The sequence below is a fragment of the Kitasatospora griseola genome, assembly GCF_044999035.1.
GTDB classification, from domain to species: Bacteria; Actinomycetota; Actinomycetes; order Streptomycetales; family Streptomycetaceae; genus Kitasatospora; species Kitasatospora griseola.
The window spans coordinates 2,806,136-2,819,486 of sequence record NZ_CP173360.1; the positions used below are offsets into that span (position 1 = coordinate 2,806,136).

Annotated in this window: 13 protein-coding genes; 6 read left to right on the forward strand and 7 right to left on the reverse strand. The window is 73.9% G+C overall.

Annotated features, from left to right (window positions below; genetic code table 11):
- Positions 1 to 20: 20 nt before the first annotated feature.
- The 5 genes from ACI1MP_RS12680 to ACI1MP_RS12700 all read right to left on the reverse strand — a co-directional run bounded on the left by ACI1MP_RS12680 (position 21) and on the right by ACI1MP_RS12700 (position 6,217).
- Complete coding sequence (locus tag ACI1MP_RS12680; protein WP_404868697.1) at positions 21 to 845, reverse strand: sulfurtransferase; 825 nt, start codon at positions 843 to 845, stop codon at positions 21 to 23.
- 35 nt (positions 846 to 880) lie between these two features.
- Positions 881 to 1,528, reverse strand: a complete 648-nt coding sequence (locus ACI1MP_RS12685; RefSeq protein ID WP_043909870.1) for a thymidine kinase — start codon at positions 1,526 to 1,528, stop codon at positions 881 to 883.
- Positions 1,529 to 1,574: 46 nt separating this feature from the next.
- Positions 1,575 to 2,735 (reverse strand): alkaline phosphatase family protein, encoded by a 1,161-nt coding sequence (locus tag ACI1MP_RS12690; protein ID WP_380342267.1) that lies wholly within the window; start codon positions 2,733 to 2,735, stop codon positions 1,575 to 1,577.
- Between the two features lie 7 nt (positions 2,736 to 2,742).
- Positions 2,743 to 3,327, reverse strand: coding sequence for a DUF5998 family protein (locus ACI1MP_RS12695; RefSeq protein ID WP_100589817.1), 585 nt, complete (start codon positions 3,325 to 3,327; stop codon positions 2,743 to 2,745).
- A 121-nt stretch (positions 3,328 to 3,448) separates the two neighbouring features.
- On the reverse strand, positions 3,449 to 6,217 hold the full coding sequence (locus ACI1MP_RS12700; RefSeq protein WP_404870799.1) for a GNAT family N-acetyltransferase: 2,769 nt from the start codon (positions 6,215 to 6,217) through the stop codon (positions 3,449 to 3,451).
- Between the two features lie 180 nt (positions 6,218 to 6,397).
- Here ACI1MP_RS12700 and ACI1MP_RS12705 point away from each other — a divergent pair, with 180 nt between their 5' ends.
- From ACI1MP_RS12705 to ACI1MP_RS12720, 4 genes are all read left to right on the forward strand, one after another.
- Positions 6,398 to 6,676: an HPr family phosphocarrier protein gene (locus tag ACI1MP_RS12705; RefSeq protein WP_100589816.1), complete on the forward strand. Its 279-nt coding sequence runs from the start codon at positions 6,398 to 6,400 to the stop codon at positions 6,674 to 6,676.
- Between the two features lie 98 nt (positions 6,677 to 6,774).
- A complete protein-coding gene (locus ACI1MP_RS12710; protein WP_404868698.1) occupies positions 6,775 to 7,467 on the forward strand; it encodes an AzlC family ABC transporter permease in 693 nt (230 codons plus the stop codon).
- A complete protein-coding gene (locus ACI1MP_RS12715) occupies positions 7,460 to 7,774 on the forward strand; it encodes a branched-chain amino acid transporter permease (RefSeq protein ID WP_404868699.1) in 315 nt (104 codons plus the stop codon). The genes ACI1MP_RS12710 and ACI1MP_RS12715 overlap by 8 nt, the downstream gene beginning before the upstream one ends.
- A 152-nt stretch (positions 7,775 to 7,926) precedes the next feature.
- Positions 7,927 to 9,531 carry an ABC-F family ATP-binding cassette domain-containing protein gene (locus tag ACI1MP_RS12720; RefSeq protein WP_404868700.1) on the forward strand — a complete coding sequence of 535 codons (1,605 nt, stop codon included), beginning with the start codon at positions 7,927 to 7,929 and terminating at the stop codon, positions 9,529 to 9,531.
- Between the two features lie 13 nt (positions 9,532 to 9,544).
- On the opposite strand, the gene ACI1MP_RS12725 is transcribed toward ACI1MP_RS12720, so the two are convergent.
- Positions 9,545 to 9,892 (reverse strand): DUF4190 domain-containing protein, encoded by a 348-nt coding sequence (locus ACI1MP_RS12725; protein WP_404868701.1) that lies wholly within the window; start codon positions 9,890 to 9,892, stop codon positions 9,545 to 9,547.
- A gap of 135 nt (positions 9,893 to 10,027) precedes the next feature.
- Here ACI1MP_RS12725 and ACI1MP_RS12730 point away from each other — a divergent pair, with 135 nt between their 5' ends.
- Positions 10,028 to 11,254, forward strand: coding sequence for a sensor histidine kinase (locus tag ACI1MP_RS12730; RefSeq protein ID WP_404868702.1), 1,227 nt, complete (start codon positions 10,028 to 10,030; stop codon positions 11,252 to 11,254).
- Positions 11,251 to 11,934, forward strand: a complete 684-nt coding sequence (locus ACI1MP_RS12735; RefSeq protein ID WP_404868703.1) for a response regulator — start codon at positions 11,251 to 11,253, stop codon at positions 11,932 to 11,934. The genes ACI1MP_RS12730 and ACI1MP_RS12735 overlap by 4 nt, the downstream gene beginning before the upstream one ends.
- A 7-nt stretch (positions 11,935 to 11,941) precedes the next feature.
- Here the strand turns inward: ACI1MP_RS12735 and ACI1MP_RS12740 are convergent, their stop codons facing one another.
- Positions 11,942 to 13,135 (reverse strand): RtcB family protein, encoded by a 1,194-nt coding sequence (locus ACI1MP_RS12740; protein WP_380342288.1) that lies wholly within the window; start codon positions 13,133 to 13,135, stop codon positions 11,942 to 11,944.
- Positions 13,136 to 13,351: the final 216 nt, after the last annotated feature.

A 13,351-nucleotide genomic window follows, 5' to 3' on the forward strand; every position in this document is an offset into this window, starting at 1 on the left:
GTTTGGTCCCTCCTACCTGCCTAGGCGACCGGGTTCTCCGGGTTCGCGGACCACTCGCTCCAGGAACCGGGGTACAGCGCAGCGCCCTGGTGGCCGGCGAGTTCGAGCGCGAGGAGTTGGTGGGCCGCCGTGACGCCGGAGCCGCAGTAGACGGCGGTGCGGGTGGGGTCGGTGACACCGAGGGCCGCGAACCGGGACGCGAGATCCGCAGCAGGGAGGAAGCGTCCGTCCGTCGCGAGATTCTCTGTCGTGGGGGCGGAGGCCGCGCCGGGGATGTGGCCGGCCCGGGGGTCGATGGGTTCGGTCTCGCCGCGGTAGCGTTCACCGGCCCTCGCGTCCAACAGGAGTCCGGTGCGGGCGAGTTCGGCGGCGCCGGTGGCGTCGACGGTGGGCAGGTGGCCGGGGTCGACCTTGAAGTCCCCGTTCCCGGTGGCGGGCGTCTCAAGGCTGAGCGGCTGCCCGGCGGCGAGCCACGCCGCGAGGCCGCCGTCGAGGACCCGGATGTCGGGGTGGCCCGCCCAGCGGAGCAGCCACCAGGCGCGGGCGGCGGAGAGCGAGGGTCCGGCGTCGTAGGCGACGACGGGGCGGCTCGTGGTGACGCCGGCCCGGCGCAGCGCGGTGGTGAGGCGTTCGACTCCGGGCAGCGGGTGGCGGCCGGCGGTGCCGGGCGGGTCGGCGAGTTCCTGGTCGAGGTCGAGGTAGTGCGCGCCGGGCAGGTGGCCCTTGGCGTACTCCTCGGCGCCGGGCGGGCCGCCGAGCTGCCAGCGGATGTCGAGCAGCACCGGCGGGTGCGGGGAGTCGAGCGCGGCGGCGAGTTCGGCGGCGGTGATCAGCGGCGAGGTCATGCTGCCATTGTGGCGGCAACCGACCTGACGCGGCATCAGCCTTCGAACGGAAGAACGTCCGGGGAGAGGACGGCGACCCGGGCGGTGGCTGCCGTGAGGCGGCGGCGGTGGTGGCGGCGGCAGAGCACCTCGTAGCCGATCTCGTCCTCGTTGACGGCGACGTCGCCGACCACGACCTGCGCGCCTTCGACCACCATGACGCCGCCGACGGTGCGGGCGTTGTGGGTGGCGCGGGCGCCGCACCAGCAGAGTGCCTCGACCTGGAGGACCTCGACCCGGTCGGCGAGTTCGATCAGTCGCTGGGAGCCGGGGAACAGCTTGGTGCGGAAGTCGGTGGTGATCCCGAAGGTGAACACGTCGATGCCCAACTCGTCCACGATGCGGGCGAGTTGGTCGATCTGTCCGGCGGAGAAGAACTGGGCTTCGTCGCAGATCAGGTAGTCGACCTTGCCGCCGGCCGAGAGCAGGTGGACCACGTACGCCTGGAAGTCGAACTCGTCGCCGACCTCGACCGCGTCGGCGCGCAGGCCCAGGCGGCTGGAGATGGTGGCGGCGCCGGCCCGGTCGTGGCGGGTGAAGATGATGCCCTGCCGGCCGCGGGCGGTGTGGTTGTGGTCCATCTGGAGGGCGAGCGTCGACTTGCCGCAGTCCATCGTGCCCGAGAAGAACACCAGTTCAGCCATGGGTGGAGCGTCAGCCTTTCGGGCGTGGGTGGTTGACGGGCCGGTCTCAGCCACGGACTTCGAGCAGCGGGACGAGTTGTTCGACGGGGGTCATCGAGCCGTGCAGGCCGATCATCTGGGACTCGCCGGGCTCGTTGCGGCTGGCGATGATCGCGATGTCGTCGCGCGCGGCGGCCACCACGTCGCCGATGCGGTGGTAGACCCGTTCGTCCACGTCGGGGCCGAACCAGCCCGCGGCGATGGCCTGGTCGCGGGTGGCGACCCACATCTGCTCGCCGAGGACCTCGCTCCACACCGCGTGCACGTCGCCGGCCGCGCCGGGGTGGGCGTACACGTGGCGGGCGCGGCCCTCGCCGCCGAGCAGGGCGACGCCGGCCGAGAGCTCCCAGTCCTCGTCGAAGTCGATCCGGTTCTCCGGGGTGACGTCGATCATGCCGTGGTCGGCGGTGACGTAGAGCGCGGAGCGCGGCGGGAGCTGTTCGGCGAGGCGGCGGGCGAGCCGGTCGACGGTGGACAGGGTGAGCCGCCACTCGTCCGAGTCGACGCCGAACCGGTGCCCGGCGGCGTCGAGTTCGCTCAGGTACGTGTAGACCAGGGCGCGGTCGTGCTCGGCCAGCCAGGCGGCCGCCCGGTCCATCCGCTCCTCGCCGGTGGTGCGGCCGAGGAAGGTGCCGCCGGAGAGCGCGACCTGGGTGAGCGGGGTGGCGGCGAACAGCGGGGAGGACACCTGGGCGGTGGCCACCCCCGCGAGGTGCGCCTGCTCGAAGACGGTCGGGTACGGCTGCCAGCCGTGCGGGTCCACCGGCGGCTGCCAGCGCAGCTGGTTCATCAGTTGGCCGCGGCCGGGGATCGCCACCGTGTATCCGGCCAGGCCGTGCTGCCCCGGCGGCAGGCCGGTGCCGACGGAGGCCAGCGAGGTGGCGGTGGTGGACGGGAAGCCGGCCGTGATCGGCTGGCCGGCGGCCGTCAGCGAGTTCAGGAAGGGCGCCCAGTCGGGGTGGCGGCGGATCAGCTCCCAGCCGAGGCCGTCCACCAGGAAGACGCACACCCGGTCGGCGGGCTCCAGCGGCAGCGTGGCGCGGTAGCCCGGCACGCCGAGGCCCGCCGCCAGGGTGGGCAGCAGGTCGGAGAGGGCGGCGCAGCCGTAGCGCGGGGCGGGTGCGTCGGCGGGGTCGAGCGGGTGGAACGCGTCGTAACCGTGATGCATACCGGGCTCAGCCGTTGGCCACGGTCGCCTCGGACAGCGCCCGGGCGAACACCAGCGCCTGGGCGACCGTCTCCGGACCGTCCCCGGCCTCGCTGACCCGCAGCGACAGGTCGTCGGCGGTGGCGGAGCCGGTGTAGCCGTGGTCCGCCTCGCAGTTCGGGTCGGAGCAGCCGGCCGGCTCCAGGTCGAGGCGCTGCACGGCGCCCCAGCCGATGGTGAGGACGACCTCGCGGGGCAGGGTGCCGGGGGTGTACGTCTCGGGGTTGGCGACCATGCGGCTGATCACCACGGAGTTGATCCGGTCCAGCCGGACCGTCTCGGTGGAGGTGGTGGCGTACGGCACGGGCGTGGCCGCGTCGCCGTTCTGCTCGTCGGTGTGGCTGACCACGAAGCGGGACGCGGTGAGCACCAGCACGGTGACGTGCCGGCGGACCTCGTTCGCGTCGAAGGTGGTCTCCTGGTGCACCAGGTACGAACTGATCGGCTCGGGGCCCACCGCGGACTCCACCGCCTCGGAGACCAGCGCCGGGTAGTAGCCGCTGCGCTCGATCGCGGACCGCAGGTCCTGCGTGGTGGTACCGGTCTTCGCCATATCTCCATCCTGGCATGTCCCGCCGCTCCGGCGGGTGGCACTGCGCCGGGTCGCCCGGCCCGTCGTCCTGCTGCCGGGCCCGGCGGCTGCCCGCTCCTGCCGGGCGGGCAACCACGCAAGATTACAGCGTGCTCATGGCGCGCGGTCCCAGATCGGTGCGGACCGGCAGCGGGGCGATCCGCACCCGGGCGCCCAGCACGGTCAGGCCGTGCGGGGCGACCACCACGGGCTCCAGGTCCACGGCGGCGATCTCCGGCAGGTCGTCGACCAGGCGGGAGACCCGGAGCAGCAGTTCCTCCAGCGCGCCGGTGTCCACCGCCTCCGCGCCGCGCCAGCCGAACAGCAGCGGCGCGGCCCGGACCTCCCGGATCAGTTCGGCCACGTCCCGGTCGGTGGCCGGGACCAGCCGGTGGGCGACGTCGCCGAGCAGTTCGGCGGGGGCGCCGGCCAGGCCGAAGGACAGGATGGTGCCGACCGCCGGGTCCACGGCGGCGCCGATCACGGTGTCCACGCCGCGCGGGGCGAGCCGCTGCACCACCAGCTCCGCCTGCGCGGCGCCGCCCAGCAGGGCGTCCAGCTCGCGGTGGGCGCGGCGCAGTTCGGCCTCGCTGGTGAGGTCGAGGCGGACGCTGCCGAGGTCGGGACGGTGGCGCAGGTGCTCGGCGGTGGCTTTCAGCGCAACGGGGTAGCCGAGCGTCGCCGCCGCCTTGACGGCGCTGCTCTCGTCGGGTGCGGCGAGCGTCGGACTGACCTCGATGCCGTAGTGGGCGAGCAGCGCGGCGGCGTCCAGGTCGGGCAGGGTGACCCGGGCCCCGCCGGACTGCAGCCGGGCGGCGACCGCCTCGCGGCTGCCCAGCGCCTGCTCGACCAGGTCGCGGGCGGCGCCCTCGTGCATGCCCTCCAGTTCGGGGACCCGGGCGGTCTCCTCGGCCTCGGCGCTGCGGCGTCGCCACTTGGCGTAGCGCACGGCGTCGGCGAGCGCGTGGACGGCGCGTTCCGGGGCCGGGTAGGCGGGCACTCCCCCGGTGCGCAGCCGGGTGACCAGGGCGGGCAGCGCGAGGTGGGCGAGCAGCAGCGGCTTGCCGAGCTCCCGGCCGCGCTCGGCGGCGTCCAGCAGTGCCTGGGCGATCTCCGGGGCGTCCTCGACCAGTTCGGGCGCGGACTCGGGGCCCTGCACGCCGATCGGCGGGATGGCGACGGCGATCACCGCGTCCACCTTCGGGTCGCCGAGTGCGGTGTCCAGCGCGATCCGGAAGTTCTCGCCGCTGGCGCCGGTGGTCAGGTCGACGGGGGTGCGCGGGCGCAGGCCGGAGCCCAGGCAGGTGTCGTAGGTGAGCAGCCCCAGCGAGTCGGAGTTGCCGACGATGGCGACCCGGCCGCCGGCCGGGAGCGGCTGGCCGGCCAGCAGTTCGCCGGTGTCGAAGAGTTCGGTGATGGTGTCCACCCGGATCACGCCGGCCTGCTGGAACAGTGCGTCCACGGTGGCGTCGCGCAGCCGGGTGGCGGCGGGCTGGACGGCGTGGCCGGGCGGCAGGCTGCCGGTGTGCCGGGCGCCCTTGAGCACCACCACCGGCTTGGCGGCGGCCAGTCGCCGGGCGATCCGGGTGAACTTCCGCGGGTTTCCGAACGACTCGAAGTACAGCAGCACCACGCCGGTGGCGGCGTCCTCCTCCCAGTACTGGAGCAGGTCGTTGCCGGAGACGTCGGCCCGGTTGCCGACCGAGGCGAACGAGGAGACGCCCAGGCCGCGCCGGTGCGCGGCCTCCAGCAGGGCGACGCCGATCGCGCCGGACTGGCAGAACACGCCGAACGGTCCGCGGCCGGGCAGCACCGGTGCGAGCGAGGCGTTCAGCCGGTGCTCGGGGTCGGTGTTGATCAGCCCGAAGGCGTTCGGGCCGACCACCCGCATGCCGGCGGCCCGGGCCTGCCGGACCAGCTCGCGTTGCCGGTCACGCCCGTCCGGGCCGGTCTCGGCGTACCCGGCGGTGACCACCACCAGGCCCTGCACGCCGTGCGCGCCGCACTCGGCGACCACGGCGGGGACGGCGGGCTCCGGCACCGCGATCACCGCCAGGTCGACCGGGCCGCGAATGTCCAGCACCGAACGGTGGGTGGGGACGCCGTCCAGCTCGGTGCCGGGCTCGACGGTGCGGTTCACGGCGTACACCGGGCCGTCGAAGCCCGTCCGGATGTCGCGCAGCAGCGCCCGGCCGACCGACTGCGGGTTGCGCGACACGCCGATCACGGCGATCGACCGGGGGGTCAACAGCCGCTGCACGGACCGGGCTTCGGCACGGTGCTCACGGGCCCGCATGACCGCGAGCGACGCGGCGGTGGGCTCCAGGTCGAACTCCAGGTGCACCACGCCGTCGGCGAAACTGCGCCGCTGGGTGTAGCCGGCGTCGGTGAACACCTTCACCATCTTCCGGTTCTCCGGCAGCACTTCGGCGGTGAACCGGCGGATGCCGCGCTCCTGGGCGACCGCCGCGATGTGCTCCAGCAGCGCGGAGGCGATGCCCCGCCCCTGGTGCGCGTCCTGCACCAGGAACGCCACCTCGGCGTCCGTCCCGGTGGTGGACGGCATGCCCGCCTTGTCGATCCGGTCGTACCGGACGGTGGCGATGAACCGGTCCCGCACCACCAGCGCCAGACCCACCCGGTTCACGTAGTCGTGGTGGGTGAACCGGCGCACGTCCTTGTCGGACAGGTGCGGGTACGGAGCGAAGAAGCGGAAGTACTTCGACTGGTCGGAGACCTGCTCGTAGAACTCCACCAGCCGGTCCGCGTCGTCCGCGGTGATCGGTCTGATCCGGGCCGTGCCGCCGTCACGCAGCAGGACGTCGGCCTCCCAGTGCTGCGGATAACCGTGCTCGGCCTCTTCGCGCGCCATGGCGTGCTTGACGGTGTCGTGCTCCACGGTCGTCAGGGTAGTCGTCGGCGAGCCTGATGGCGCCGCCCCTGCCGGGCACGGCACGCTGGCCCTGCTCGCGCCGGGTCGCAGACACACCGGCGTGCAACACTGGTCTAGACAACATCTGCACCACCCTGCACCACCTGAAAGGCACCTCTCATGGCTGAGCGCCGCGTCACCATCGGTTGGGCCGAGGGCCTGCACGCCCGTCCCGCCTCCATCTTCGTCAAGGCCGTCACCTCCACCGGCGTCCCCATGACCATCGCCAAGGAGACCGGCACCCCGGTCAACGCCGGCTCCATGCTCGGGCTGCTCGCCCTCGGCGCGGAGGGCGGCGAGACCGTCATCCTTTCGGCCGACGCGGAGGGCGCGGAAGCCGCGCTGGACCGGGTCGCCAAGATGGTTCAGGAAGGCCTGGACGAGCTCCCGGCTGCGTGACTCTTCGGTCCCCGTTCTTGACCCTCCGCATCCCCGAGCCCGCCGAATTCGCACTCACGTGCCCCCGACAGGCCTCCCGCCTGCATTAATGTCCCGGTGTGGTGATCTCAACCGACGTCGAAAACCCGCACGCTGTCAGGTCCGCCGCCGCGGACACTCTCGGGGTGGGTCTGGGCCTGTACCCCCTGGGCGTCGCGTTCGGCGTGCTGCTGGTGCAGAGCGGGTTCGACTGGTGGTGGGCGCCGGTGTTCTCGTCGCTGATCTACGCGGGCTCGCTGGAGTTCCTGGCGATCGGCCTGCTCCTCGCGGTGACACCGCTCGCGTCCGTCGCCGTCACCACCTTCCTGGTGAACTTCCGGCACGTCTTCTACGGACTCTCCTTCCCGCTGCACCGGGTTCGCGGTCGCGCCGCCAAGGCGTACAGCGTCTACGCGCTGACCGACGAGGCGTACGCCCTGGCCGCCGCCCGCCCGCACCTCACGGGTCGGCGGATCGTGGCGATCCAGGCGTTCTGCCAGGCGTACTGGGTGCTGGGCGGAGTGACGGGGGCGCTGCTGGGGGCCGCCCTGCCGGGCACCGTCCGGGGGCTGGACTTCGCGCTCACCGCGCTGTTCGCGGTCCTCGCCGTGGACGGCTGGCGGGCCACCCGTGACGTCCCGGGGCCGATCCTCGCGTTGCTGAGCGCACTGGCCGCGCTGCTGGTGGCGAAGGGCCAGCTGCTGGTGGTGGCACTGGGGTTGTACGTGGCGGCGCTGACCGTCCGCTACCTGCTGAGGGGGCGTCGTGCCTGAGTGGCGGTACGTGCTGGCCGGCCTGCTGGTGATGTTCACGGTGACGGTGCTGCTGCGGGCCGCGCCGTTCGTGCTGCTGGGCCGGGTCCGGGAGTCCGGGCTGCTGAGGTTCCTGGCGGCGACCATGCCGGCCGGGGTGATGGTGATCCTCACCGTCTACACCCTGCGGGACGTCCCGCCCTCCGGCGCGGGCCCGGCCGCCGCCGGCCTGGCCGCGACGCTGGGGCTGCACCTGTGGCGCCGCAGTGCCCTGCTGTCGATCGTCGCGGGGACGGCCGTCTACATGCTGGCGCTCCACCTCTCCTGACCTGCGGAGACGGGACGGGGCCGGAAATTCGGATGCGGGCGGCCCGCGCGGCGGCGTAGCGTCGGCGCCATGTCGACGCCCCGTATGTCCTAGCAAGAGGACCAGCTTCCACGCCACCCGTGTGTCCTCTTGCTGTTTCGGAGCGTCCTTTCATGATCACCGTCTGTGGTCTCGACGTGCGCATCGGCGCGCGCCTGCTGTTGCACGATGTCTCTTTCCACCTCGCCCCCGGCGACCGTGTCGGCCTGGTCGGCCGCAACGGCGCGGGGAAGACCACCCTCCTCTCCACGCTGGCCGGCCTCGCCGAGCCCGCCGCCGGCACCGTCGCGCACGCCGGTTCGACCGGGTACCTGCCGCAGGACTCCCGGGTCGCGGATCCGGCCGTCCCGGTGCTGGACCGGATCCTGTCCGCCCGCGGGTCGGACGACGCGCAGCGGGCGCTGCGCACGGCCGAGGCCGCGATGGCCACGGCCGAGGGGGCGGCGCTCGATCGGGCGCTGCGCGCCTACGCCCGCGCCGAGGCCGCGTTCGAGCGGTCCGGCGGGTACGCCGCACAGGCCGAGGCGGCCCGGGTCGCGGCGGGCCTGGGCCTGCCCGAGCGGCTGTTGGAGCAGCCGGTCGGCGACCTGTCGGGCGGCCAGAAGCGGCGGGTCGAGCTGGCCCGGATCCTGTTCGCCGGGCACGACACGCTGCTGCTGGACGAGCCGACCAACCACCTGGACGCCGAGTCGGTCGCCTGGCTGCGCGGCTTCCTGGCGTCCCACCGGGGCGGGCTGGTGCTGATCAGCCACGACCTGGAGCTGATCGGCGCGACGGTGAACCGGGTGTTCCACCTGGATCCCCGGCGGGCCGCGCTGGACGTGCACAACACCGGCTGGTCGGCATACCTGACGCAGCAGGCGGCGGACGAGCGGCGGCGCGCCCGGGAGCGGGCGAACGCGGAGCGCAAGGCGTCCAGCCTGCACGCGCAGGCGGAGCGGATGAAGGCGAACACGAACACCGCCTCGGCCGCGAAGTCGATGGCCAAGCGGGCGGACCGGCTGCTGGCGGGGACGGAGCCGGTGCGGAAGGCGGAGCGGACGGCGCGGATCCGGCTGCCGGAGCCCGCGCCGTGCGGGCGGATCCCGCTGGGCGCGATCAGCCTGGCGAAGGAGTACCGCGGCCACCGGGTGCTGACCGGGGTGGACCTGGCGGTGGACCGGGGCAGCCGGCTGGTGGTGCTCGGTCCGAACGGGGCCGGCAAGACCACCCTGCTGCGGCTGCTGGCGGGCCGTGAACTCCCGGACGGCGGCCGGACGGTGGCGGGGCCGGGCCTGCGGCTGGGCTACTTCGCGCAGGAGCACGACACCCTCGTCCCGGAGCGCACCGTGTTCGAGCACCTGTCGGCCGCCGCACCGAGGTTGACGGACGGCGAGGTGCGCTCGGTGCTCGGGTCGTACCTGTTCGGCGGGGACGACGCGGACAAGCCGGCCGGGGTGCTGTCCGGCGGCGAGAAGACCCGGCTGGCCCTGGCCTGCCTGGTGCACTCGGGCGCCAACGTGCTGCTGCTGGACGAGCCGACCAACAACCTCGACCCGGCGTCCCGGGACGAGGTGCTGCGCGCGGTCGCCGAGTACCCGGGCGCGATGGTGATGGTCACCCACGACCCGGACGCGCTCGGCGCGCTGCGCCCGGACCGGGTCCTGCTGCTGCCGGAGGCGCGCGAGGACCTGTGGGACGACCGCTACCGCGCGCTGGTCGCCTCGGACGCGCGGTGAGCCGGGCCGCCGGTCAGCGCCGGTCGAACTGCTGCTGGACGCACTGCGTCCACTGGCCGACCTCGCGGTACTCGTAGCAGTCCCGGGTCAGGTCCGCGAACCACACGGCGAAGACCGCTGTCACGGCGGCCGCCACGACGGCGAGGGCGGACAGCACGGTGCCGGTCAGGGCCATGCCCCGGCCGGCGCCGGTCCGGCGGGCGGTCCGCACCGCGAACGGGCCGAGGACCAGGCCGATCACGCCGAGCGCGCCGCCGACCACCACCGGGGAGGTCAGCAGCGCCACGGTGCCGAGCACCACGGCGGCCACGGCCGGCCGGGGGCTGCGGGTGTTCGGTGCGGTCGTCGGGTGGGTGTTCATCGTCGTCCTCTCCTCGTTCGGGTCGGGTCCGATCCTGGCGGCGGGGACGACCCGCGCACATCGCGGGAACAGGGGAACTGCGGCTCCCCCGGTCGGGGGAGGTCCGCCCTCGGCGGCCCGGCCATACTTGCGCCCATGACCTGGGGATTTCGGCCGCTGCTGCGCGGCTCCACGTACTCCGGCGCGCTGTTCGCGTTCTGCGCCGCGCCGGCGAGCCTCGTCCTGCTGCCGATCGCCGTGGTGCCGGCGACGGTCTGGGGCTCGGCGCCGTACGGGGCCCGCGCGGCGGTCACCGTGCTGCTCTGGGCGGCGCTGGTCGCCGCACTCGGCCTGCCCCGGATCACCCGGCGGGCGCTGACGGTGGGCGCCCGGCGGCTGCTCGCCGTGCCGCTGCCGGAGGTGCCCGCCGGACCGGCCGGCGGCGGCCGCTGGCGGACTCCGCTGTGGCTGGTGGCGCAGGTCGCGCTGGGCTGGATCGGCGGGCTGGGCTGCCTGCTGCTGTTCGTCGCCGGGGTGAGCCTGCCGGGCAACTGGCTCGGCGGGGAGGCCCGGCTGAGCTGGTCCGGCCGGTCGGTGCAGGTGACCGGCGTCTGGAGCTGGGTGGTCGCCGCGGTCTGTCTGCTGCTGGTCCCGGTGCTGTGCGCGACGGTGTCGGGCGGGCTGCGCCGGCTGGCGCTCCCGCTGCTCGGGCCCTCGGCGGCGGAGCGGCTGGCGCTGTCGGCCGAGCGGGAGCGGCGGCTGGCCGAACGCAACCGGCTGGCCCACGAGTTGCACGACTCGATCGGGCACACGCTGACCGCGACCACCATCCAGGCGGCGGTGGCCGGCGAGGTGCTCGCCGCCGACCCGGTGGCGGCGCGGGCCGCGCTGCGCAGCATCGAGGAGTCCGCCCGGGCCGCGCTGGAGGATCTCGACTACGTGCTGGGCGTGCTGCGCGAGGAGCAGCCCGGCACCGCCCCCGCCCGGACGCTGGCCGACCTGCCGGAGCTGCTGGAGCGGCTGGGGCACGCCGGTGCGGTGCTGGAGCCGGAGCTGTCCGGCGAGTTGACGCGGCTCCAGGGGACGCTGTCCCGGGCGGCGTACCGGATCCTCCAGGAGGGGCTGACCAACGCGCTGCGCCACGGCGCGGGCGGGCCGGTCGAGGTCCGGGTGGCGGCCGGGCGGGAGTTGTTGGAGCTCGCGGTGGTGAACCGGACCGGTGCGGCGACGGCAGTCGGCGCCCGGGCCTTCCCGACCTCCGGGCACGGCCTGCCCGGGCTGGCCGAGCGGGTCCGGCTGCTGAACGGCGAGTTCGAGGCCGGCCCGGACGGTTCGGAGCGCTGGCGGCTGGCGGTCCGGCTGCCCGTGCGGTGGTCGGCGTGACCGGCTCCGGCGGGCCCGTCACCCTGCTGATCGCGGACGACGACGCCATCACCCGCAGCGGCCTGCGCGTCCTGCTCGCCGCGCAGCCGGGCCTCGCGGTGCTCGGCGAGGCCGCCGACGGCGTCGAGGCGGTCGAGCAGGCCCGGCGGTTGCGGCCCGATGTGGTGCTGATGGACGTCCGGATGCCGCGCTGCGACGGGATCGAGGCCACCCGGCAGCTGCTGGCCGGGGCGGCCGACCCGCCGAAGGTCGTGATGATCACCACCTTCGAGAACGACGGCTACGTCACCGGGGCGCTCGGCGCCGGGGCGAGCGGCTTCGTGCTCAAGCGGCTGCCGGTCGGGCAGATCGCGGAGGCGGTGCGGGTGGTCGCGGCGGGTGAGGCGATCCTGTTCCCGGCGGCGCTGCGCCGGATGGTGACCGCCCGCCCGCGCGGTTCGGCCGAGGCACTGCCGCGGGCCGCACTGACGGCGCGGGAGGAGGAGGTGCTGCGGCTGATGGCCACCGGCCTGTCCAACCCGGAGATCGCCGAGGTGCTCACGGTGAGCACCGAGACGGCGAAGACGCACGTCGGGAACGTGTTGACCAAGCTCGGCGCGCAGAACCGGACGCACGCGGTGGTGATCGCGTACGAGTCCGGCCTGGTGGCGCCCGGCTTCCAGGCACCACCAGGGTTCTGACGCTGCGTCAGCCCTTGACGCAGATCACCTGCTTGAGGTGGGCGACCACCTCGACCAGGTCCTGCTGCTGGGCCATGACCTTCTCGATCTGCTTGTACGCACCCGGGATCTCGTCGACCACGCCGGCGTCCTTGCGGCACTCGACGCCCGCGGTCTGCTGGACGAGGTCCGCGGTGGTGAAGCGCTTCTTCGCCGCCGTCCGGCTCATCTTGCGGCCGGCGCCGTGCGAGGCCGAGTTGAAGGAGGCCGCGTTTCCGAGGCCCTTCACGATGTACGAGCCGGTGCCCATGGAGCCGGGGATGATCCCGTACTCGCCGGAGCCGGCCCGGATCGCGCCCTTGCGGGTGACCAGCAGGTCGACGCCGTCGTAGCGCTCCTCGGCGACGTAGTTGTGGTGGCAGGAGATCATCTCGCCGAAGGTGGCCCCGGCCTTCGGCAGTTCGCGGCGGACCGCGTCCTGGAACAGGGCCATCATCAGCGCCCGGTTGTGCTTGGCGTACTCCTGCGCCCAGAACAGGTCGGAGCGGTAGGCGGCCATCTGCGGGGTGTCGGCGATGAAGACCGCGAGGTCGCGGTCGATCAGGCCCTGGTTGTGCGGCAGCGAGCGGGCGATCGTCATGTGGTGCTCGGCGAGCTCCTTGCCGATGTTCCGCGAGCCGGAGTGCAGCATCAGCCAGACCGCGCCGTCGTCGTCCAGGCAGAGCTCGATGAAGTGGTTGCCGGAACCGAGCGTCGCCATCTGCAGGGCGGCCCGCTCGCGCCGCCACCGCACGTCGGGGGCGATGTCGTCGAAGCGCTGCCAGAAGTCGTCCCAGCCGGCGGTGGACCGGCCGGGCAGCTTGCCCGGGTCGATCGGGTCCTTGTGCAGACCGCGGCCGACGGGGATGGCCTGCTCGATCCGGTGGCGCAGGTGCGACAGGTCGTCCGGCAGGTCCTTCGCGGTCAGCGAGGACTTGACGGCCGTCATTCCGCAGCCGATGTCGACGCCGACCGCGGCCGGGCAGACCGCGCCGTTCATGGCGATGACGGAGCCGACGGTGGCGCCCTTGCCCAGGTGGACGTCCGGCATCACGGCGAGGCCGCGCAGCCAGGGCAGGGTGCTGATGTTGCGCAGCTGCTGCATGGCCTGGCCCTCGACGGTGGCCGGGTCGGCCCACATCCGGATCGGCACCCGGACGCCGGGGATCTCGGTGTACGACATGGTGATTCGACCTCCTGGGTCGCTGTTTTCCAGGGTGCCGCACGAAGACGCCCGGTGCGGCGGCGGGGAAGATCGGGGGCGGCCCGGCAGGGCGGGACCGCGGGCGGCAGACGGTGCCGCGCGGCGACTGCTCAGGCAGTTCGGTACGAACAACGGAAGGGCAGCCTCGGGGAGCGTCGTGGCTCGACCCGCATGGTGACCGCCTCCTTCCGCATT